The organism is Pseudoalteromonas prydzensis, assembly GCF_011050055.1.
Lineage (GTDB): Bacteria > Pseudomonadota > Gammaproteobacteria > Enterobacterales > Alteromonadaceae > Pseudoalteromonas > Pseudoalteromonas prydzensis_A.
In genome coordinates, this window is the sequence record NZ_DRGM01000144.1 from 1 (window position 1) to 24,719 (window position 24,719).

Consider the following 24,719-nt stretch of genomic DNA (forward strand, 5'->3'; position numbering starts at 1 on the left):
AAACAATGGATCTTGGTTGTAAAGGTAATGATCATAATAATGAAGGGCTATCCAGGCTGCGCCTTCCGGTTGCCAAAAAGCAGTAGGCCAATCAATTAAACCACTAAAGCCCCAAATATTGGTGTTCAAAAATAACACCCAGCCATCAACCGAAAAAATACGTTTTGCTGACAGCTCTCCGGGCGCAATTAATGCGTCAATAAAGTCAAACAGAGGAGTATTTAATTCAGATAAATTAGTGGCGTCGGCTAACCAATAATTCATCTGCAGGTTAATATTAATGTGATAATCACTATTCCACGGTGCCTGCTCATAATTATTCCACACGCCTTGCAAATTAGCGGGTAATGAACCTTTTCGCGAAGACGCGATCAACAAATAACGACCAAATTGATAATACAAGGCCTCAAGCGCGCGCCGCTCTTTTGCCAGAAGCGTATTCGCTTTATAGTGCGCCAGTAATTGGTCAATAGGTTGCTGGGGTAAGCAGTGATTTAGCGTTAAGGCAACACGGTTAAAAAGTGATTGATAGTCGTCGATATGACGTTTTTTTAGTTGTTCATACCCTAAATCAACCGCATCGCTAACCCGCTGGATAAGTTTTTCCTGCTCAAGCTTGCCTCGGTATGATGGATAATTGAGGGCATAATCTGTACCAGCACTGACAACAAGCCATACACTGTCTGCGCCACTCACAGAAATTTTCTGCGTTGTCATGCTAACAGCCCCACCTGCGGCGATCACGGCCATATTTGTTGAGTAGGCAAGCTGATTATCTAATAGTTTACCGCTTGCGGTCATTAATACGACATCACGATTTAACGAGTGGGGAAGGCGTTTAATGGTTTTATGCACAGTGCGATTGTTAGCAATATCTAAATCAAGGCTAACATCGATTTGTTTTGCTTTATCGCTTGATAGCTTTACAGCAATCACTTGATCTGGATAGCTAACAAAATATTCTCGTTTAAAATGAGTATGCTGATAGTCATACTCAACTGCTGCAATAGCATTTTTAATATTTAAACTGCGCTTATAGGCACTGATCTGAGCGGGATTATGGGAAAACTCTAGCTGAATGTTGGCAAAGCTTTGATAACTTCCATAGCCACTGCTGGCACGGCCTAATTTATTAGCAACCAACTCAGGTGTTAATTTAGTTTCCTGTTTCAGTCGTTTTTGTACTGCTTTGATCCGCTCTGGGTAGCTTTCGCTGTGGCTAGCAATGCCAAAGTCATAACCTTGCTTAGAGCCTGGCCCACCAGTCCATAACGTTTTTTCACTAAACTGTATTGTTTCAACGGATACGCCGCCAAGTACGCTGGCACCCATAGCACCATTGCCAATCGGTAAGGTCTCAGACTCCCAATCTTGACCAGCCTGATTAAAATAAAAACTCAGATCATCACTGCGTTTACACACAGGCTTATTACTAGCAGATACATTACTTACCACCATCATAAACAACACACAGCTTATAGCGACGATCACGGTGAGCGGCTTTGCAGCTAAATGATAAGACGCTGAGCGGCCACCGTAGGGTTTTAAATCACTATTAACTTTGCTGAATACCATAACTACCTTCATTCTGTGTTTTAAATAAACCGCTGCTTGCATCTATTTGCACTGTGCTGCTGATAAACTGAATCGATTTATTTTTAAATTAGCTGATACAATACTATTCACTTTTATTAACAAAAAAATTATCTTATTTTACAATTTCATTGCTTTATTTTTCTTAATATCAGTATGTAGATTTTGCTAGTACCGCGAATGGAGGGTTCTTGCAGCGCTGAGAACTTTATGCGGCGCCACAAGTGGAAGAGAAATGACTAACATCGCGCAGATGGTTAATGTAGAAAGTAAGGCTAAGTCTTTAATGGTAATAAATTTAGGTTAACTGTAGCCCAGCAAGCCTGCACTTCAAATACAGAGCAGGTTGCTAATTTTTAGCTTTTAATATATTGCCTACTGCCAATTCATTTTGGTTTTGATAAAAGCGCTAAGCAAAGCTGCATTTTTACGATGTTGAACAACTCTAGGGTGCTGTTCAAAACCAGTGTAAGGAAAGAAAAAAGTCGCCATTTTTTGCTCGCCAGTGGTCTGTTTTATTTGTTCAACAGCACGTTCTATATAGCTTGGCCACTTAGAACCTGGTTTAGTGGCATCCATGCTACCTAACGCAGCAATAATATAAGTATTAGGGTAAATATTACGAAGATCACCAAGAAAATCACGATAAGCGGCCACAATATCCTCTTCGCTTGGCTTAGGCTGCAAACGCTCTTCTCGGTCAATCAGCCAACTATCATTTTGTAATAAATTAACGACAACAACATCTGGCTGCCAACGCTGGAAATTCCATTTTGTGTCATTATTGCCTACAGCGTCTAACTGGTCGTAAAATTGTGGCATAGTAAAGTCAAACCAACTCACCATAACCCCAATACCACTTTGTGAAATGCTCACATATTCAGCATCCAGATCACGTGCCGTGATAGCCCCATAGGCTAAGTAGTTATTTTTTTCGGCTGGAATATGGTCGGCTTCGCCAACTTTAGCTTCATTTCCCATACCACTGGTCACTGAATCACCAAAAAATTCTATTTTTCGCGTAGGCTTCGCGGGTGGCGGCAATAATTCCCCCTGCTCAGATAAACTAATACCAAGAAACTTAGTGCGTCCCTCCTCTCCTTCTGTTCGCTTAAACAGGGTAAATGTATGCGCCTTATCGGCTAAATCATCGGCAATTAAATAACGATGCTTTCCCTGCTGGCAAGCAATTATTTTTCTTGGCTCGGTTTCATCATCGATAAATACATTAAAGTAATTTTTACCCCATTGATCATCCAAAGTGATGGCCAATTGAGTGCCGGTAAATGCCCCCTGAATGCGAGTACCAGGCCAAGATATAATGGCCGTTTGCGGTTGCCTAAAATCAATACGGCCGGTGTATTGAAAATTATCTTGGCTCGCAATAACCTGCCGCTGCGCGCCTTTAACAGCAACGCAGCAAAACAATATTAAAAATAAGCATAGCCATAAACTAGCAGATAATTTAGCGCTTTTTACTCGATTGCTACTCATCAGCTATCACTTTATATATTGCTTAATGTAAGGTGTTAGTTGTTCAGCCCATATTTCGTAACCTTGACCATTCGGATGCAAATAATCCGGCATAATATCGCGACTGAGTTCACCTGTAGCAGTAAGAAAATGGTTGTTTATATTACTAAACAAAATACCCTGCTGCTTAGCCACCTTCTCTAGTTCAACATTCGCGCGCTGGTTGTTAAGCCGCAACTCGTCGTTAGCGTCAGCACCGCGAGGGAAAATAGCCAGTAAAAGGATTTTTGTGTTGGCTAAACGTTGCTTCAGCTCTGTGATAATGGCATTGACGCCATTGGCAATATAAGTGGGGTTTTCCATGCGATGACCAGTATTATTGGTGCCAATCATCACCACCGCTAGCTTAGGTGCAATGCCCTCAACTTCACCATGTTTAAGACGCCACAACACATTTTCGGTGCGATCACCGCCAAAACCTAGGTTTAAGGTTTTTATATCTGCAAAATGTTGCTGCCAAACCGGTTTCCCCTGCTCATTTTCCCAATTGTGAGTAATTGAGTCACCCAGCATAAGTAGCTCAATATCACCTTTTTTCGCGGCTGCCACTTTTTCTTCATGTCGCGGTAACCACCAATCTTCAGCCCAATAGGCGTTTAATTTTGCTGGTGTCACCGCTGCTCGGGCTATATCTGGGCAACTAAAGTTACCTTCTTCGTGCAATTTAAACTGAATATTAGCGACCGCGAGCTGCCCTTTACCGCCGGCCTCTAAACTAAACGGGCTGTTTACTTGGCTAAAATCAGCTCCGGCTTGTTCAAAACAACGTAAGGGAATCGATAAATGCTGCCAACCCTTGCCTTGCTGAGCCAGTGCCCATGTTTTTAAAGATAATTTTGAACGGCAACTTGCACCACAATCAATCACTAAATCTAAAGCTGATTTTTTAATATCATCAATACGAATATCAAAAGTAACAGCACCTTGCTTAACAAATGGTGCTAAATTAAGCGCCTTACCGTGAGAAAGATATAAGCTGCTAAACCAAGTATCTTGATAAGAAAATGTAAGGGCATCTTCCTGAACATCTTTATCTGAGGTCGTGACTTTAACTTTGCCATCGGTCAGCTCTGCAAATGCGCCACTTAGCAGTTGTTCGCTATCAGGACTTTTGATCACCACATGCCAAGGTTGTAACGGCCTACCTACATATAAATTAATATCTTGCGGTTTTCCGCTGGCTACACCAGGAACATCCTCGGCTAACTTTGCTAGTTTTTTATGGTCTTGATAAGTTAAACCATAGCCATAAGCAAACAAGGGATCATAGTTTTCATCGCCTATGTTTAGCTCATCTTGAGTGGGTAATTTAGGCCATGAAAATGCTAATTTACCGCTAAAGTCATAATTACTTTTTCCTTGCGCATTCGTCATTAACAGCTCAGCGACACCAAGTCCTTCAGAGCCAGGTAACCAAGCAGCAACAAAAGCATCAGATGCATTTATTTCTGGGTTCACCCAAAGAGGACGCCCCGAAATAAACACCGAAACAACGGGTATTCCCTGCGCTTTTAATTTTTTAAGTAACGCTAGCGATTTTTTATTGCCCGCTTCAAACTCTAATGTATTAACATCTCCTTGGCCTTCTGCATAAGGTGTTTCACCAAAAACCACAATGGCCACATCGGGCTTTTTCTCAAAGTGACCATCGGCCGAGAGAATAACTTGACTACCATTTTTAACTGCCTGTTGTTTAATTCCCTTATAAATACTGGTCGCCCCTGGGAATTGGCTATTTTTAAGCCCCGTGCCTTGCCAAGTCACACTCCAGCCACCCGCTTGTTTTGCAATATCATCGGCATGGCTACCTGTAACCAAAATGGTTTGTTTTGGCTGTAACGGCAGTATCTGCTGGTTATTTTTCAATAACACTAAACTTTCACGCACGGCTTGGCGAGCAAGCTCACGATGTGCTTTTGCACCAATTAAAGCATTATTAGCTCCCAGCTTACGATCCGTTGGTTTTACACCGTTAAATAATCCTAAACGTTTTTTCACAAGTAAAATGTCAGCAACCGCAGCATCGAGCCTTGCTTGGCTGATCTGCCCTGTTTTCACTTGCGCTAAAGTATTTTCAAATAACGTTAACCAATCATAAGGTGCCATCAATAAATCAATACCCGCATTCACCGACTTCGCGCATGAGTCATTGCTGCAATCAGGCACCTGACCATGGCCGTTCCAATCACCTACAACAAAGCCGTCAAAACCCATTCTTGATTTTAAAACATCTGTTAATAGGTATTTATTGCCATGCATTTTCTCACCATTAAATGATGAAAAACTGGCCATAATAGACTGTACACCTGCTGTAATTGCTTTTGGGTAACCCGCATTATGAATAGTAACTAGCTCGCTTTCCGTCATTTTAGCGTCACCTTGATCGTCGCCTGCTTCGGTGCCACCGTCGGCTAAAAAGTGCTTTGCTGTTGCAGCAACATGATTTTCATCTAAAAAATCAGGGCTATTAGGCTCACCTTGTAAACCAATAACCATCGCATGCGTAAATTCTGCGACAAGTTCAGGGTTTTCTGAGTAGCTTTCGTAAGTGCGTCCCCAGCGATCATTTCTTGCAACTGCCAGTGTCGGGGCAAATACCCATTCTATACCCGACGCTCTCACTTCTTTTGCTGTTGCCTCACCAATGGCTTTGATCAAAGCAGTATTACGGGTTGCTCCTAAACCAATATTATGGGGAAACAAAGTCGCACCAACAAGATTCCCATGACCATGAACGGCGTCGGTTCCCCATATTATCGGCACCCCTGTACGGCCACCGCTTTTATCAATCGACGCTAAATAAAAACTATCCGCGAAAGTAGCCCAATCAGTTGCCGACGCATTATCTTTACGATTTGGCACTGAGCCGCCACCATTTAAAATTGAGCCAATATGATAAGCCTTTGCTTGTTCTGGGGTAATTGCTTGAATTTCAGCTTGAATGAGCTGCCCAACTTTTTCTTCAACGCTCATTCGAGCAATTAAATCAGCAACAAACTTGTTATCTTGTGGATCTGTTCGTAATGGCGATTTAACTTCTGGCCACAAAGTGATGTTATTAACAGCTTGCGCCGTGGCGTTCTTTGCTAAATTAGTTTGCTCTTGAGCGCTACACGCAACCATTGACAGAGCAACAACTGAGCTAACTATAAACTTACACGACAAGCTGGTATTAAAAAATTGCATAACATTTAACCTTAGCTATTTAAAACGTATTTGGGCAATAATTCAGTATCACGACTGTACTTACTACCTTGCTACTTAGGTATTTTTAGTATCAAGTAAAGCTTAGTAGTACAGCACCCTAACTACTAAGCGACTATTTATAAGCGTGCTCTTAACGTTTAATAACAACCGACTGACCCGTGTATTGCACAGATTTATCGGGTTTAGCATTAAAGTTTGCGGCATCTTTGCTTGGCCCTGAAATAAAGCGAATATTAAAGGTTCGTTGTTTCACCATGCCCGCAAACTGCCCTTTTCGCTCGCCAATAGTTACAGTGCCTAACGTATCATCGTAGCTAATATCAATGTTTGTAAATTGGCCTTTTTCATAGTCATAGCTTTTACCATCATCATTGTATAAGGTATATTGACCATCCGCGCCGGTATAAATATATAACGTAATTGGGGCATCTAAATTATCGAAAACGAACTGTTTTTCACCGCCAATAGGTACAATTGAACCCGCTTTTACAAACAATGGCATCTGCTCAAGCGGCGCATTGGCTGTAATAGTTTGTCCTCCTTGATACGATTGGCCGCTATAAAAATCAAACCAGTTTGTGCCTTTTGGTAAATACACACTGCGGGTACGCGCTTTAAATTCATGCACAGGGTTAACTAAAAAAGCAGGCCCGAACATGTATTGATCGTCTATGTTAATAGCTGTTTTATCGTCACCAAAGTCCATAACAAGACCACGCATTAACGTACCATCTTGTTGGTACATTTTACCTGCTTCACTGTATATATAGGGCATTAAGCGATAACGTAACTTGGTGTAAGATACTAACGAATCGTACACTAAGCTGCCTTCGTCAGCGAGATTATAGATTTCACGATAAGGGTTTTGCCCATGCGAGCGAAATAAGGGGACAAACGCGCCAAATTGGAACCAACGTAAATTAAGCTCTTGCCAGTTTTCCACATCCTTATCATTAAGATTAGAAAAATGACCAACAAACCCTTTGTCAGTATTACGATAGTGATCTTCGGGAGTAAAACCACCAATATCAAACGTCCAATTCGGTACCCCCGCTAAACCCGCACCGATCCCTGCGCCAATTTGTTCTTTCAGATTGCTCCAACGAGGAACGGTATCACCACTCCATATCGCAGAGCCAGTACGTTGAATGCCAGCAAAACCAGAACGGGTTAAAATAAATGAACGAGTATTAGGAGCGGTTTCGCGTTCACCATGATAAACCCCTTCAGCATGGGGTACTGCATAGGAATTAAAATACTCAGCACCAGAACCAACAGCAAGTGGGCTCATGATTTCTTTACGCTTTTGAAATGATAAGTTTGAATGAATATCAGGCTCAGTAGCATCTAGCCACCATGCATCAAAACCATATTTTTTAATTTTTTCGTTTATCTGACGCCAAAAAATCGCTTGCGCTTGTTTTGGATACGGATCATAAAAACCATTTAAGTAGCCTTTTCCTATCCAGTCTAAATTAGCCTCTTGATCAACATTTTTCGTTAGCATGTAGCCTTTATCGGCAAGCTCTTTATAGTTCGCTGTATTTGCATAAAACTTAGGCCAAACCGAAATCATAATATTGCTATTCAGGGCATGAACTTGGTCAACCATTTTTTGTGGATCTGGAAAGCTCTTTTTATCAAAATCATGGCTTCCCCAGCCATCTTCAGGCCAGTAAGACCAATCAAGTACAATATTATCAAGGGGGATTTTTCGCTCACGGTACTCTTTAACAACAGCCACTAATTCTTCTTGGTTTGTGTAACGTTCGCGCGATTGCCAAAAACCATATGCCCACTTTGGCAGCATCACTGATTTACCCGTTAAATCACGGTAACCAGAAATAACATCGTCGGTATTTTCACCAGCAACAAAGTAGTAATCAATGGCCTTACCTGTTTCTGAGGCAAACGACAGTGAATATTGTTCTTCACTTGGAAGAGGATCATTATGCAGTAAATTAAAGTAGCCGCCTTGTGAGTTCCAATCTATTTCAATGGGAGTTTTTTGGCCCGCAATTAAAGTTATTTGGGTGTTGTGATACCAAGGGTTCCAATTCATGCGCCAACGGTCGAGTAATTGCTCCCCATTAATTTTAAGTTTTGCATAACCGCTTGAGTACATTCTAAATTTATGTACCCCTGAAGTTTGCGTTTCAATAAATCCTTGCCATACAACGCGTGGATTGGTCACCTCACCAAGCTCGGTTGGAAATGGTTTTTCGCGTACTGAATTATTTGCTAAAAACTGATAATCAACCTCGTTTTCAACACGCGTCAATAATAATTTTTCGCCATCATAATATTGAGCGGTTAAGCCACCTTTATTACCTTGCGCATCGTATAGCACAAAGTCTTGATTTAAACTGCGAGACTGTTCTGGATCACCAAAGTTTGTGACTGAATTGTTGTCCCATAGCACACCATAATTACGCGTAGACACAACAAAAGGAATAGCAATTTCTAAGTTATGGGTTGTTAGTTCTACGTTTTCACCCGCATAGTTAACTTGATTGTTTTGCTGCTGCCCTAAACCAAAAAAGCCTTCGTCGCTGCCTTTATTCCATTGTTGGCGAATTGCAAAAGAGTCGTGATCTGGCGTAATGGGATCGCCCGTCACTGCTGTAAAGCGACGATCAGCTTCTGCTAAAACGGTTTCACCCTGACTATTTTTAAATGATACTTTGCCATCAATAAGTGAGATTTCAGCACTGACTTTAGCGGTTTTCAACAGTAACTTATTACCTTGTCTGGTAGTAGTAAATTTAGCTGGGCTGCTTAAAGCATCATCAGTAAGCATAATACTTTTTGGTAGCACTGAAAAATCATCGTGAGCAATACTGGTAACTCGAATAATATCGTCTTTAACAACCTGTAAACGAACACTCTTTGCTTCTGAAGCCGCTTGCTTAGCAAAGCTAACGATCACCCCATTATCTACTTGTTGTACACTCGCTAATGCACTTTGTGCAGCCGTTGCTGACGCCTCAGTGTTGGCACTCAGTTCTTGTCCACAACCTTGCAGCAAGGCTAAAGGCAATAAACCCATTGCAAATCGTTGTCCTAAATGACTCGTGAATCTCATTGTGTTCTCCATTAATTTTTATTGTCATTAAACCTGTTGATCTAGCATTTATTGTGTAATTAACTTTATTGCTTATAACTGGCCATTTTCACTTTAAGTAGTGTTGGCTCTGAAGTGAAATTCAGCCCCCAATCGGTTTGATCGCCATTCCATACTCGTTCAAAAACCCACTTGCCATTTTCAAAATGTCCTTCTTCCACTCGCTCAACCATATAGTGAGGATCCGTTATTTCATCTGACGGTGAAAACGTAATACGAGCCCGGTAAGCGGTCACTAAGTATTCATCTTCAGAAAGTTTTGCGAACAATACCCCCCCAGAGGCAGGCTTATTCCCTGTTGGTGGTGCAATCCAAAACATGGGACGGCCATAAGTTACTTCAGCATTCCAACGGCCCAAGTCTAAATGCTGTGTATAAAGATGCGCATTTTCTTCGGCCGACTCTGCAGCTAACTGCTTTTGCTCAGCTTTAGTTACGTTGGCGTTCCATACTTTTTCGCTAACATTTTGTGTGTCATGGGGTTCAGACACTCCCCATACTTGCCCTTCAAAACTGAGTTTTGCCCACACATCAGCAAAAGGTTTCAGTAATTTATAGTTTTCGGCAAACGCAGCAATCGTGGCTTCATCAACCTTTTTTGCACCTAGCGGGTAATTTGTATACTTGCTGTAGTCCAAGCCAAATGGCGAGAAGCCAATCCCTTGTTGACCAAGAGTAGAAAAGAAATAACGTGTATAGGGTTGCGAACTGCCAATTTCTGAAACAAATAAAGCGTTATCATCACGCGCATAAAGATCCAAAACCTTTGTCACTGTTTTATAATCGGGGAAGTAAATATCTGGCGTAATAAGATCAATATCGGGGGCGGCTATTTTATAGAGATCAATAACATTATCGGTAGGCCCACCCATTGAATAATGTTCGCCTGGTTGAAACGGGTTACGCAGTGCCACATTAATATTAATAGGTAAATTTTTAACAGCTTTACCTGCTGCGGCAATTTCTTGACAAAAACGCGCAATATACCAAGCATGAAAAAATTCATCGGCGTCTTTTGCAAACACTTCAGCCCAACTTCCTTGTTTTTTTATAGCTAAACCGTCAAGTAGTGTTTGCGGCACATGCTGTGCAAAATATTTTTCTGCTAACGGTGAAAAATCACGTTTACTGCCATAAGTCCCGACCTCATTTTCTACTTGCACCATAATAACGGTATTGCTGGGATCATTTTCTTTTAGGTAAGCCATTAACTTAACAAAAGCAGCTTTATCAGCCGCCAAGGTATTTTCTCCCAATGGCGACATAGAATTGAGTAAGCTACCGTCTTTTTTCATCACCCGAGGAAACCGTTGGTTATTAAGCTTAACCCAACTTGGGGCGTAGTGAGGCGCGTTATTCTTCCATGTAGCAAACCACAGTAAGGTTAATCTAACCTCGTGCTGTTGTGCTTCTTTTATAAGTACGTCTAAAAAGCTGAAATCAAACTTTCCTTCTTCGGGTTCAATTTGCTCCCACGCTATTGGAATGCTCAATGTATTGGCATTAATTTGTTTTACCGCTGGCCATACATAGTTTAACGCTTTAGGATAATTAACCGAATTATTGGTTTGCGTACCAAGAATAAGATAGGGCTTACCATCAACAAATAAGGCATGTTTACCATTTTTTGTAACAAGTTTGGGCAGTGATGATGAGCTGTGATCTGTAACTAGTTTCGATGCGCTATTTGTAGCTAGCGATTGCGATATATTTGTACAAGCGCTTAGACTAAATAACGCGAGTGCAGCAAAAATAACGATCCATTCTTTTCGTTTTACCTTGTTGTTCATTGCACTTATTACATTTATTAATTTTAGGTAACTAAATAGTATCTATAATTTTTTTCCTTGTATATCAAACCACAGGCAGATAAAAAAATTCATAATCCGTAAATTTGTTTTAGTAATAATTGGAAAATTTAATAACTACAAAAACAAATTATTCTGTTGCAACACAAAACAATAAAGCATACAAAATAATCACCAACAATTATAAAGAAAAACAGGAATAGCATGGAGAACACACACACACTATCAGCCATGGCGGCAGCCAATAACCACGAAGATAATAAGTTATTTATTATCTTTATCAGCTTAGCCGCATCTATTGGTGGCTTTTTGTTTGGTTTTGACTCGGGCGTGATAAATGGCACTGTCGATGGCTTGCAGCAAGCATTTAACTCAAATAGCGTTGGCACAGGCTTTAATATTGCAAGCATGTTATTAGGCTGCGCAATAGGTGCCTTTTTTGCAGGCCGTTTAGCCGACCTATATGGTCGTCGCTCGCTGCTCATTGTTGCAGCGATTTTTTTTATTATTAGTGCTTGGGGCTCTGGTATTGCAATGACCTCAAATGAATTTGTTTTTTACCGAATTTTGGGCGGCTTGGCGGTAGGCGCAGCATCGGTTATGACCCCCGCGTATATCAGTGAAGTGGCACCAGCACGTTATCGAGGTATGCTAACAACGGTACAACAAGTAGCAATTATTAGCGGGTTATTTGCAGCGTTTGTATCAAACTATTTACTAGCTAAAGTTGCTGGCATTTCAACTGCCAGTCTGTGGATGGAAATGCAGGCATGGCGCTGGATGTTTTGGATGGAACTAGCTCCTGCGTGTTTATTTTTCCTTACCTTAATGTTTATTCCTGAAAGTCCTCGATTTTTGGTGGTCAAAGGTAAAAATCAACACGCCAGCCGTGTACTAACTCGCTTATATGGTGAAGAGACTGCAAAACTTAAATTAATCGAAATCAAAAACTCTCTCTCAAATAGTCATAAGCCATCATTTTCAGATCTACTTGATACCTCCCACTCAACGGGCAACCGTAAAGTTAAAAAAATTGTTTGGTTGGGCATTGGTCTTGCCGTATTTCAGCAGCTTGTTGGCATTAATGTGATTTTTTATTACGGCGCAGTTTTATGGCAGGCCGTTGGTTTCTCTGAAAGTGATGCCCTACTAATTAACATTATTAGCGGTGCGGTAAGTATTGCCGCTTGTGTAGTGACTATGCTCTACGTTGATAAAATTGGCCGTAAACCCTTACTTAAATGGGGATCCATAGGTATGGCAGTAACACTGGCTGTGGTTGCCTACTCATTTTTTGGTGCCGATGTTGATAGTAATGGCAACTTAATGATGGGTGATAAAGGCCCATTAGCATTAATTGCCGCAAACGCTTACGTATTCTTTTTTAACTTTTCATGGGGCCCTGTTATGTGGGTCATGTTAGGTGAAATGTTTCCAAATCAAATGCGCGGCTCAGGATTGGCCATTGCCGGTTTAGCGCAGTGGCTTGCCAATTTTGCAATTACCATTACCTTTCCGATATTACTGGCTTCTATTGGTTTAGCCGGCGCCTATGGTTTTTATGCCTTGTGTGCCGCTTTATCGATTATCTTTGTGATAAAATTTGTTCATGAAACAAAAGGCACAGAGCTTGAAAACATGCAAGGGTAAGGTAATTTACTAATCCTTAGTTAAATGCAAAAGAGAGCCTAACGGGCTCTCTTTTTTGCCTTAGCTATCAATATAAATAACAGGGTACTGAACTACTTTTATACGGTCATAAACAATGGCAGTTACGGTTGAATAATGCCACTGACAATATCAGCAAATATCCACTGATTGTTACTGCGATCATATAATCGATAGTTGTGTCCGTTACCACCTAATGCATTGTTATCCCATACAATAGTAACTATACCAATGTCATTCGCTTTGCTTTGATAATACCGAGCATACGCCGCACGATCTTGACTATTGCCCTTATCAACGCTGCCCCACTCACCCATCACCACAGGAATGCCATTGCTAACAAAGCGATTGTTTAAATTATCAAAGATGTAATCAATTAGCGCTTGTTCATCGCCATCAAACACACTATCGCCACCATCTGCCACTTCCTGTTCAGTAAAAGTGTAAGGAACATAGCCATGAGTAGAAATTGCAATCATCTCGTCTGCAGGAATGCTAATGTGTTCTATTTGTTCTTGCCATGGGCTTGCGGCATAACCAGGTATTAAAACTAAGCGCTGTTTATTATTGCCACCACTGCGACGAATTTCATCAAGTGCAACTTGATTAAGTACATTAACAACTTGGTAGTTTTCTAATGTTCCCGACCATTCGAGAGGAGTACCTTTGTTTGCTCTTGGTTCATTAAGTGTTTCAAAAATTAATTGCTGACTATGGTTTTTAAAGCGTTCAGCTACCTGCGACCATATATCAGCTAAAATATCACTGCTTTGCTGTTGAGCTGCGTAAGTGGGCACCACCCACTCATCATGGTGAATATTAATAATCACGTATAAATTAGCATCTAAAGCATAGTTCACCAGCTGTTCAACTCTGGCTAACCAAGCCGGATCAATCGTATTATCAACACCAGAGAAATGACCTTGCCAAGTAACTGGGATCCTAATCGTTTTAAAACCCTGCGCAGCCACAGATTCAATCATATAGCGCTGCGTTAATGGGTTACCCCAATTGGTTTCCCCGCCCACAGCATCAAGCGTGTTACCTAAGTTCCAGCCTGCTCCCATCTTACTGACGATTTCAGTCGCTGATTGGCTCGGCTGCTGCATATCAACAGAGGCTAAACGCCATAATTGGCTATCTCCTCCCCAATAATCCCACAACTGAGCATTCGCCCCATTATTTGTAGCCATATCTTTAATTTCAACGGTTTTACCACTAAATTTAGAAATCACTTTATAATAACCGCTGCCAACATCTTCAATGTGCCACTGCTGATTATCATTACCAGAGTAGTTATACTGCGTTAAGTTTGCGCCATTATCAGCATTCCAACTTTCAACATCTAATGCCTTACCACTATGAGCCGCCATAATAGTGTAATAGCCATTGTCTAACTTATTTATATCCCACCTTTGGTTAAGTCCTAAACCTTGCTCCCATTGCAAAACATTTACTCCATCGGCTTGACCATTAGCGGCGACATCAAGCACTTTATCACTATGCTTGTTAACCAATAAATATCGTCCCTCAGTAACAGACGCATTAGCGCCCATACCAATAGACACGATAAAAAATGGCAAACATAGGTTGTTAATTAAACTCTTACACATTTTAATAAACATAATTATCCTTTTTTAATTTTGACATCAGTCCGCTAGTACTCACTATTGCATCGTCAATAGCACAGTACGATAAGCAAAAAACTGACTGTCTATGTTATTTTTTGCTTCGCGCAACCCCTTTCGCTAGGTGTTGCTAGAGGCGCAATACGCTAATTCGAATAACATCATCAAGTGCTTTTTTTAACCGATTAACAAGGTTCAGCTAATATAAAAACAACTCATTACAGCACTCAAAACATCCTTAAAAGTATGAGTTTAAAATTAAAAATCTATCAATTATGATATTTTGTATTCAGCCTAATATTTTAAATTTTCTAATAATAGAAGTTAATAAATAGCAGCTTAGTAATGCTCACGATTAATATTATGAAAAGCACAAATGCGAAGGTTTATAGTATGCAGTGGGGCTATTATAACAGCGGATTCGCTTACTACTGTATGGAGTATGCGAATACCGCTAATAATACCCAGTTAATATCCGTAAAAATGATGTAAGTTACGACTATTTAAGACTATTCTCTGCTATTCGCCGATTAGCAGCGTCACGGTGTTCAAGTGGAGTCTGATTGAAATGTTTTTTAAATATTGCATACATGTATTGTAATGATGGATAACCACAAATATTTGCGATTTCGACAGTAGGCCGATCTGTATTTTTTAACATTGAGCAAGCTTTTCGCAGTTTTTCATGGTGAATTTCGTTGTGAATACTGTGACCACGTTCTTCTTTAAAGCGCTGCTCTAAATTAGAACGAGAAACCCCAACATAATCGAGAACTTGATCAACCTTGATACCATGGCAGGCTTTTTGCCGAATAAAGTGCATAGCTTGCATAACTTGCGGATCTTTTATCGCTTTAAAGTCTGTCGATTGCCTTTCGATAACTTTTGCAGGAGGAACAAGATAAGGCTTATGTGAGCAACTTTGGCCATCAAGCAAGCGATGTAGTTTTTTAGCCGCTTGATAACCCATTTCAAAGCAGCCTTGCTTTACTGAGCTCAAACTAACTCTATTTAAGAAACGGGCTATTTCATCATCGTCGATACCAATCACCGATAACCTGTCGGGTATGAGTAAGCCACTATGATCGCATACTTGCAACAAATGACGTGCCCGTGAATCCGTTACCGCGATAACGCCAATCGGAGTTGGCAAAGAAATTAACCAGTCAGATAAACGTTTTGTAGTATCTTGCCATGTTTCAGGCTTAATGGGATGGCCGCGATAAACGTGACACTTATAACCATCGGCTTCGGTAATTTTTAAAATAGCATTTTCGCGCTCTTGAGACCAACGCTGATAATCATCTAAAGGTGCACCATAAAATGCAAATTCTTCAATGCCTTTTTGCCGTAAGTGCTGGTATGCAGCATTAACAAGTGCGAAGTTATCAGTTGCAACATACGGCACATCGGGGTAATCATTTGCATCAGAATAAGAACCGCCAACACCGACCACAGGAATTTTTGTTTTGAGTAATGCCGCCTGAATTTCAGGGTTATCAAAGTCAGCAATAATGCCATCAACGCCCCATTCATCAATATTATCGAAACGCGCTAAAAAATCCTCTTCTAGATACAGATCCCAATCGACTTTAGAGGTTTGCAAATAATTACCAACCCCTTCAATTATTTTTCGATCGTATACTTTACTCGCATTTAGAATCAACGTAATGCTGTGCTTACTCTCAAACATAGTCGCAACCTTTGAAACCCATTTTTTAAAATAATGCATGGCTCACACAATAACTAAATTTCATAATTTTTATTATGTTATTTAGTTATCAAAAACCACATTTAATTTACGTTTTTTAAACATCGGTTAATGTAACATAAAAGCGTTTTCCTTAAGTAGTGTATTCCCTTGTGGTACATCGAAATACCATCAACTCCCCCGAGTTAATTACAGCTAACAACTCTAAAATCAAAGAATTAGCAAAAGCTAAAACAAATTTCATAATTGAGCCAGCAGATAACTCACTTGAAAATGTATTTTCAAAAACAAATAACTAGAGTGTGATATGTACATAGGAATTGATTTAGGTACATCCGGTGTTAAAGCCATTTTAATGGATAAAACAGGCACTATTACTGCGTCTAGCAGCCAAGTCTTACGTGTTTTTTCGCCAAAACCGCTTTGGTCAGAACAATTACCTGAAGATTGGTGGCAGGCAACATGCCAATGCTTAGACCAATTATCTCAGCAACATGACTTATCGCAGGTCATAGCCATAGGTCTTGCCGGACAAATGCATGGTGCAGTTTTACTTAATAACAAAAACCAAGTACTGCGTCCCGCCATTTTATGGAATGACGGACGCTGTGCCGAGCAATGCCTCACCATTGAATCACGCGTTAAAAACGCCAGAGCAATCACTAAAAATATTATTATGCCCGGCTTTACGGCTCCAAAATTATTGTGGGTTAAAGAATATGAACCCGACATTTTCAAGCAAATACACACCGTACTTTTGCCAAAAGACTACCTGCGCTATTGCTTATCTGGCGACTACGCCACTGATATGTCTGATGCCTCAGGTACTTGCTGGCTAGATGTAAGTAATCGTTGTTGGAGTGATACCATGCTTGCCGCAACAGGGCTGACAACAGCACACATGGCAAAGTTGTACGAAGGTAATGAAATAACAGGTTATTTACATCATCATTTAGCCAAACGTTGGGGCATGGACAAGGTTGCATTAGTCGCTGGTGCGGGTGATAACGCCGCAGGCGCAATTGGTGTGGGCATTACGCAAAGCGGCCAAGCCATGCTCTCCTTAGGCACCTCTGGCGTGTATTTTGCGGTTAGTGATGGTTGTAAAAGTAATACCGCGTGTGCAGTACATAGCTTTTGCCATGCTCTACCAAAAAGCTGGCACTTAATGTCAGTTACATTAAGTGCTGCCAGTTGTCTGCAATGGTATGCCAATAATAGTGGTTTAAAAGATGTCACGGCATTATTTGACGAAGTACAAGCAAATACCGTGCTTGATGACGAAACACTGCCCTACTTTTTGCCTTATTTAACTGGCGAACGCACGCCACATAACAACCCCCGAGCCACAGCAAGTTTTGTTGGTTTAACCGCATCAACAAGCCGTGCACAAATGAGTTTAGCGGTAATTCAAGGAGTCACAATGGCCTTAGCCGATGGTATGGACGCACTGCACAACGCGGGTTTAATCCCCCATACCATTAGCCTGATTGGCGGCGGCGCACAAAGCGCATTTTGGCGTCAACTTATTGCCGATGTTACTCAACAACAAGTGAATTACTGTGAAGGGGGCGAAGTAGGTCCTGCTCTAGGGGCAGCAAAGCTTGCACAACTAGCCATGGATAAAAATAGTTGCATTGAACTGCTATGCCCAGTCCCCAATTTAGTTCAGCAGCATCAACCCAACCCCGTGCTTAAAACTTACTACGACAATAGACGCAGTAAATTTCGCAAACTATACAGCGCTCTTGAAACGAGTTTTTAAACAATACCCAGCAAAAGACGAAAAAAAGAAAAAGCGAGTAAAAATCCATAATTGTCGCTTAGCTTAACTATGCGCATGATAGAAACAATTATTTGCCTATACCAGCTTGCTACATTAGCTATTACTAACAGGAGTGACTCATGTCATCATACTTTTCTCAAATCAATAAAATTCAATATGAAGGACCAACCACAACAAATTCGTTGGCTTTTCGTCATTATAATCCCGAACAACTGGTGCTTGGTAAAAGTATGCAAGAGCATCTTCGGTTTGCCGCATGTTATTGGCACAACTTCTGCTGGAATGGCGCAGATGTGTTTGGGGCAGAAACATTTAATCGCCCTTGGCTCGCAACAGGCGATGAAATGCAGCGGGCAAAAGAAAAAGCGGATGTTGCCTTCGACTTTTTTGAAAAACTGAACATCCCATATTACTGCTTTCATGATATTGACGTAGCACCTCAAGGCAACTCGGTAAAAGAATATATTGAAAACTTTGCGCGCATGACCGATGTTTTACAAGAGAAACAAGCACAAACAGGACTTAAACTACTTTGGGGCACTGCGAATGTATTTAGCCATCCGCGTTATCAATCTGGTGCCGCAAGTAACCCCGACCCAGAAATATTTGCCTTTGCGGCAACCCAAGTCTGTAACGCAATGAATGCCACTAAAAAACTTGGCGGTGAAAACTATGTACTGTGGGGTGGCCGTGAAGGTTACGAAACCCTATTAAATACCGATCTTAAACGTGAAAGAGCGCAACTGGGTCGTTTTATGCAAATGGTGGTAGAGCATAAACACAAAATTGGTTTCACTGGTAAATTATTAATTGAACCTAAGCCCCAAGAACCAACAAAACACCAATACGACTACGATACAGCAACCGTGTATGGCTTTTTAAAAGAGTTTGCCCTAGAAAAAGAATTTGCCGTAAACATTGAAGCAAACCATGCCACTCTGTCTGGTCATTCTTTTCATCATGAAGTGGCCACCGCTTTTGCACTGGATATCTTCGGCTCTATTGATGCCAATCGGGGCGATCAACAATTAGGTTGGGATACCGATCAGTTTCCTAATAGCGTAGAAGAAATGACCTTGATTTGTTACGAAATTCTTAAAAATGGTGGTTTTACCTCTGGCGGATTAAACTTTGACACTAAGTTACGTCGACAAAGTATTGATCCTCAAGATATCTTTATTGGCCATATTGGCGCAATGGATACCTGTGCAGCGGCACTCAAAAAAGCCGCTCATATTATTGAAAATGACTTTTTAGCCCAGAAAAAATTAAATCGCTACGCGGGTTGGGATAGCCCCTTGGGCAAAAATATTTTAACAGGCGATCATAGCCTTGAATCTCTGTGTCACTTAGCCCGCGAGCAAAACTTGTCACCAAAACATGTTTCTGGCCAACAAGAGTTACTCGAAAACCAAGTCAACAACGTTATATTTAAATAACTCACGTTTAAAAAGCATTACCTTGCCAACTACAAGCTAGCCTGCAATTTGTTTAAACGGATTGCGGGTGTCTTGGTTTTCATCCAAGTTACGCATTAATATCGCATGTTCTAAATCGATATTATCTGGTAGGGGTATTTTTACAATATGACCTGAACCTTTGGCATCTGTGATGCTTTCGCCTTTTTTGTTTTCCATACATTCAAGCACAAAGCTGATGTTCCCCTGCGGAGTCATCAGCTCTAATGAATGACCCACACAGAATTTGTTTTTAACATCAATCTCAACTAAACCAGTGGCATTACGCCCTAATACTTCGCCGACAAATTGTTGCTTGGTAGATACTGAATGGCCGTATTCGTAATTTTGATAATCTTGATGGGCGTGGCGTTTTAAAAAGCCTTCGGTATAACCGCGATGGGCTAGGTTTTCTAATGTTTTAAATAAATCAGCGTCGAATGGTTTTCCTGCTGCGGCATCGTCGATTGCTTTACGATAAACCTGTGCAGTACGAGCAACATAATAAAACGACTTAGTGCGGCCTTCTATTTTTAGGCTGTGCACGCCCATTTTTGTTAGCTGCTCTACGTATTGTACGGCGCGTAAGTCTTTCGAATTCATAATATATGTGCCGTGTTCATCTTCAAACGCGGGCATGTATTCACCAGGGCGACCTTGCTCTTCAAGCATCACAATATCGTTACTTGGTGCACCGTCGCCTAACGTTGGAATGACCGCATTAGGATCAAATTTATGCACCATTTCACCGGTTTCGTTCTCAACGCCCGGTTTTACGTCGTAGTTCCAGCGACAGGCATTAGTACAAGTACCTTGATTTGGATCGCGCTTATTAATATAACCCGATAGCAAACAACGCCCAGAATACGCCATACACAGTGCGCCGTGTACAAATACTTCCAGCTCTGTTTCTGGGCAAAGCGTGCGAATTTCACTTATTTCTTCCAGCGATAACTCGCGGGATAAAATCACTCGTTCAATGCCTTGCTTAGCCCAAAATAATACACTTGCGTAATTAACCGCATTGGCTTGCACGGATAGGTGAATTGGCATATCTGGCCACTTTTCACGCACTAACATGATGAGTCCAGGATCTGACATGATCAGCGCATCGGGCCCCATAGCAATTACCGGTTCAATATCACGTAAATACGATTTTACCTTAGCATTGTGCGGGGCTATGTTTGATACTACATAAAACTTTTTATTCAGCGCGTGTGCTTCATCAATACCTATTTTTAATGTTTCCAGATCAAACTCATTATTACGCACTCGCAGGCTATAACGAGGTTGCCCGGCATACACCGCATCGGCGCCATAGGCAAAGGCGTAACGCATATTTTTTAAACTACCTGCAGGTGAAAGTAACTCAGGGATAAACGGGGTGATAATTGACGGCATGCGCGCTCCATACATCGAACCGAGGTCAAGTCGGTTGCATGAATAACCTGAAAATCAGGGTAACTAATAAAGCGCGGCAGTATAGGGGTAGTTAAATATAGATGTTTTGATCGAAATCATAAAACTCACTTTAATTGATTGGCAAATTGACTCACCGCATCCACTACTTGTTGTGCGCCTTTTTTAATATTCGTCATCACAGAGCCGGATTCAGTGGACAAATCGAGTCCTTCTTGTGCTTTTGCTTTGCCTTGCTCAATTGCTTTTACGCTTGATTGGGTGAGTGTGCGGTTTTGTTGCACAACCTCGACAATTTCTTCTGTTGCTTTACTGGTTCTCGACGCTAGTTGGCGCACCTCGTCAGCAACTACCGCAAAACCTCGCCCTTGCTCACCCGCCCGCGCAGCTTCAATCGCGGCATTTAAAGCTAACAGATTTGTTTGATCGGCAATGCTGCTAATGCTTTGCACTATGCTAGCAATTAACTGCGATTGTTTATCCAGCGCTGATATTTCATCCCCCGCTTGCGACATTTGTATCGCAAGTTCGTTCATCACTTTTACTGTTTGCTCAATAACAGCCGCCCCTTGATCAGCAAGCTGGTCAGTTTCAGTTGAGGTGCTATACGCAATATCAGCCGCTTCTGAAATTGCTAATTCGCGCTCAACTTGATCAGTAATTACAGTTGCAAATTTCACTACTTTATAGAGTTCATTTTGTTCATTAAAAATAGGGTTGTACGACGCCTCAAGCCATACGATATGGCCGTGGCGATTGATACGTTTAAACCTGTCAGCAACATATTTACCTTTTTTTAGCTGTTGCCAAAAGGCTTCATACTCTGGTGAGTTTGCCTCTTCTGGTTCACAAAAAATACGGTGATGTTGACCCACAATCTCATTGAGCGAATAACCCATTCCCGTTAAAAAGTTTTTGTTTGCTGTCAACACAATACCATTAGTATCAAATTCAATAACCGCCATTGCTCGGTGTAATGCCTTAATTAAATCCTGGTGCTCGCGAGAGGTTTCAATTGTGCGGGTTAATACATTGGAGTGTAGAGTAAATTCAACTAAGTTGCCTTGCTCATCAATGATCGGTTGTAAAATACTTCTTAGCCACGCTTGCTCTTCGCTTGCTTGTAAAAACTGTAATGCACCTACCCAGTGTTCTCGCTTTGTAAGTGCATGCTTCAAACTATTAAAGTGTGCTGTTTGTTTGGCGTTAGCTGGCACAAAACTCAGTAAGTTTTTACCTAGCAACTGCTGATCTGAATACCCTAACTCATTTGCAAAATTTTTATTTTGCGAAGTAATTAGCCCAGCTTTATCAATCGTTAATACCAGCATTTCCTCATCGAGGCTTTTTTTAACCTGTACTAGCCTAAAAAGCTTACTTTTTAATTCAGTTATTTGGGCGTTTAAAGATTTATTAAAAAACATAGCAACCTACTATCAATCAAATGGATGAAATAAATCACGAATACATTACAACCTGCACTTTATTTCGTAATGATAACTAGAGTGTAAACCAAGTACCTAAATTTAGCAGAGCATTACTAAATTAAGCTAAAAAGAATATTTATTGCTCTGGAGCCTATAGAAATTTAGATAGTAAATGCCCAAAAGCATAAAAACGTTTATCAAAAACCATGTTTTAAACAAAAATTTATGAAAGTATTAATGTTCACTTTAAAGGAACAGTTATATATAAAGTGCCCCATAAGTTACGATTACGGAGTCCTGCCTGCACTAAAAAATAATCCCAGAAAAACTATGTAACTTATTATTGGCAACAGTGGTAAATACGTAGCCCCTTGCAACGTTGGATCATTAATTTATCAATTAACAGCATCACGCTTGCCTATGCGTGGTTGCCTTGCATTTTAAAATCACAAGATTGTCATCAAGCTAGTTTTTAATAAAACTAGGCATTGCTTAGTAAAACGCGTATAATTCGCGCCCGTTAATATTCACACTTTTACTTAAAAATTATTGGAGCATAAAGATGGCTTTAGAGCGTACTTTCTCAATCGTAAAACCTGATGCAGTTGCTAAAAACCACATCGGCGCTATCTACAACCGTTTCGAAACTGCTGGCCTTAAAATCGTTGCAGCGAAAATGGTTCACCTTTCACAAGAGAAAGCGGAAGGTTTCTACGCAGAGCACAGCGAGCGTCCTTTCTTTGGTGCTTTAGTATCTTTCATGACTTCTGGTCCAGTAATGGTTACCGTTCTTGAAGGCGAAAACGCTGTTCTTAAAAACCGCGAAATCATGGGTGCTACTAACCCTGCAGAAGCACTAGCTGGTACTTTACGTGCTGACTACGCTGATAACATCGACGAAAATGCGGTTCACGGTTCAGACGCTGTTGAATCTGCTGCTCGCGAAATCGCGTATTTCTTCGCAGACGAAGAGCTTTGCCCACGTACTCGTTAATTCGAACGCGCTAAGCAAACGTAAAAAGGGCTTTCGGGCCCTTTTTTAGTCATTAGTTAAAGTATTAATTAGTCAATTTATGATGTTTTACTTAATGATTAAAGTGAGTGAATTGTGTACAATTCGCCTTTGTAAATTTTTATCACCACCGTCACTGATTAAGGTTGTTTCATGACCACTGAGCAAAAAAAGATTAACTTATTAGATTTAAACCGAGATGCAATGCGCGAGTTATTTGTATCGTTCGGTGAAAAGCCATTCCGTGGCGATCAGGTGATGAAATGGATTTATCATTTTGGCGTTGATAACTTTGACGAAATGAGCAATGTTAACAAAAAGCTGAAAGAAAAACTTAAAGCGGAATGTGAAATTGTCGCGCCAGAAATCACCGTACGCCAGCAAGCCAGTGACGGTACCATTAAGTACGCGCTGATCCTTGAAGGCGGCCAAGAAGTTGAAGCCGTGTGGATCCCTGAAAAAGAGCGCGCTACTTTGTGTGTGTCCTCACAAGTAGGCTGTGCGCTTGAATGTACATTCTGCTCAACAGCGCAGCAAGGGTTTAACCGTAACTTAAAAGTATCTGAAATTATCGGCCAAGTTTGGCGTGTAGCCAAAGATATTGGCCTTGATGGTAACAGTGAAAAGCGTCCAGTCACCAACGTCGTTATGATGGGCATGGGCGAGCCTTTGCTTAATCTTAAAAACGTCGTTCCAGCCATGGAATTGATGATGGACGATTGGGGCTTTGGTTTATCTAAACGCCGCGTTACTTTAAGTACCTCAGGTGTAGTGCCGGCGCTTGATTTATTAAAAGAAAAAATCGACGTGGCATTGGCTATTTCTCTGCATGCGCCTGATAACGCACTGCGTGATATTTTAGTGCCAATTAATAAAAAATACCCAATTGAAGAATTTTTAGCAGCGTGTCGTCGTTACATTGATGGCTCTAAAGCCAATAAAGATGTGACCATTGAATACGTGATGCTTAACGGTATTAACGACAGCACAGATCAAGCCCATGAATTAGTGAAAACGTTAAAAGGTACTCCATCAAAAGTGAACCTTATTCCGTTTAACCCATTCCCAGGCAACGAATATACGCGTTCAAGTAACAGCCGTATTGATCGTTTCTCTAAAGTACTACAAGCTGCTGGTATTACTTGTATTGTGCGCCGTACTCGTGGTGATGATATCGATGCGGCCTGTGGCCAATTAGTCGGTGACGTCGTTGACCGTACTAAACGCTTAGCGAAAAAGAAAATGCGTGATGATAATGCGATTGCGGTAAATATTCACCAAGCATAACTTTTTGACCCCTCAGAAGCCCTTTGTGTATGTTTATTTTTAAATAAATGATGCAACAT

General features: G+C 41.0%; 14 protein-coding genes. 5 read left to right on the top strand and 9 right to left on the bottom strand.

Translation table 11 applies throughout. From position 1 onward, the window contains the following. The 5 genes from ENH88_RS13765 to ENH88_RS13785 all read right to left on the bottom strand — a co-directional run. A partial coding sequence (locus ENH88_RS13765) for a glycoside hydrolase family 95 protein (RefSeq protein ID WP_304182922.1) occupies positions 1–1,575 on the bottom strand: 1,575 nt, incomplete at its 3' end. 393 nt (positions 1,576–1,968) lie between these two features. Beyond that, a complete protein-coding gene (locus tag ENH88_RS13770) occupies positions 1,969–3,087 on the bottom strand; it encodes an SGNH/GDSL hydrolase family protein (protein WP_304182923.1) in 1,119 nt (372 codons plus the stop codon). A gap of 6 nt (positions 3,088–3,093) precedes the next feature. Beyond that, positions 3,094–6,312: a glycoside hydrolase family 3 N-terminal domain-containing protein gene (locus tag ENH88_RS13775; RefSeq protein ID WP_304182926.1), complete on the bottom strand. Its 3,219-nt coding sequence runs from the start codon at positions 6,310–6,312 to the stop codon at positions 3,094–3,096. A 151-nt stretch (positions 6,313–6,463) separates the two neighbouring features. Next, positions 6,464–9,418: a TIM-barrel domain-containing protein gene (locus ENH88_RS13780; RefSeq protein WP_304182929.1), complete on the bottom strand. Its 2,955-nt coding sequence runs from the start codon at positions 9,416–9,418 to the stop codon at positions 6,464–6,466. A 65-nt stretch (positions 9,419–9,483) separates the two neighbouring features. Beyond that, positions 9,484–11,247 (bottom strand): DUF5597 domain-containing protein, encoded by a 1,764-nt coding sequence (locus ENH88_RS13785; protein WP_304182932.1) that lies wholly within the window; start codon positions 11,245–11,247, stop codon positions 9,484–9,486. 222 nt (positions 11,248–11,469) lie between these two features. Between ENH88_RS13785 and ENH88_RS13790 the strand changes: the two genes are divergently transcribed. Beyond that, complete coding sequence (locus tag ENH88_RS13790) at positions 11,470–12,915, top strand: sugar porter family MFS transporter (protein WP_304182935.1); 1,446 nt, start codon at positions 11,470–11,472, stop codon at positions 12,913–12,915. A gap of 122 nt (positions 12,916–13,037) precedes the next feature. On the opposite strand, the gene ENH88_RS13795 is transcribed toward ENH88_RS13790, so the two are convergent. Then, entirely contained in the window at positions 13,038–14,558 is a 1,521-nt protein-coding gene (locus ENH88_RS13795; RefSeq protein ID WP_304182937.1) for a cellulase family glycosylhydrolase, read from the bottom strand. A gap of 502 nt (positions 14,559–15,060) precedes the next feature. Next, positions 15,061–16,254 (bottom strand): XylR family transcriptional regulator, encoded by a 1,194-nt coding sequence (locus ENH88_RS13800; protein ID WP_304182938.1) that lies wholly within the window; start codon positions 16,252–16,254, stop codon positions 15,061–15,063. A gap of 325 nt (positions 16,255–16,579) precedes the next feature. On the opposite strand from ENH88_RS13800, the gene xylB reads away from it, so the two are divergent. Further along, a complete protein-coding gene (xylB, locus tag ENH88_RS13805; protein ID WP_304182943.1) occupies positions 16,580–18,037 on the top strand; it encodes a xylulokinase in 1,458 nt (485 codons plus the stop codon). 140 nt (positions 18,038–18,177) lie between these two features. Then, positions 18,178–19,497 carry a xylose isomerase gene (xylA, locus tag ENH88_RS13810; protein ID WP_304182944.1) on the top strand — a complete coding sequence of 440 codons (1,320 nt, stop codon included), beginning with the start codon at positions 18,178–18,180 and terminating at the stop codon, positions 19,495–19,497. 36 nt (positions 19,498–19,533) lie between these two features. Here xylA and yegQ read toward each other — a convergent pair whose 3' ends face one another. Together yegQ and ENH88_RS13820 are read right to left on the bottom strand one after the other, a co-directional pair. Further along, the gene (gene yegQ, locus ENH88_RS13815; protein WP_304182946.1) at positions 19,534–20,916 is read right to left on the bottom strand and encodes a tRNA 5-hydroxyuridine modification protein YegQ; all 1,383 of its coding nucleotides are present in this window, start codon (positions 20,914–20,916) and stop codon (positions 19,534–19,536) included. Between the two features lie 125 nt (positions 20,917–21,041). Then, positions 21,042–22,358 (bottom strand): methyl-accepting chemotaxis protein, encoded by a 1,317-nt coding sequence (locus ENH88_RS13820; protein WP_304182951.1) that lies wholly within the window; start codon positions 22,356–22,358, stop codon positions 21,042–21,044. A 565-nt stretch (positions 22,359–22,923) separates the two neighbouring features. Here ENH88_RS13820 and ndk point away from each other — a divergent pair. Continuing rightward, positions 22,924–23,355 (top strand): nucleoside-diphosphate kinase, encoded by a 432-nt coding sequence (gene ndk, locus ENH88_RS13825; RefSeq protein ID WP_304182953.1) that lies wholly within the window; start codon positions 22,924–22,926, stop codon positions 23,353–23,355. A 171-nt stretch (positions 23,356–23,526) separates the two neighbouring features. Beyond that, the gene (locus tag ENH88_RS13830; protein WP_145239689.1) at positions 23,527–24,660 is read left to right on the top strand and encodes a bifunctional tRNA (adenosine(37)-C2)-methyltransferase TrmG/ribosomal RNA large subunit methyltransferase RlmN; all 1,134 of its coding nucleotides are present in this window, start codon (positions 23,527–23,529) and stop codon (positions 24,658–24,660) included. The last annotated feature ends 59 nt before the right edge of the window (positions 24,661–24,719 follow it).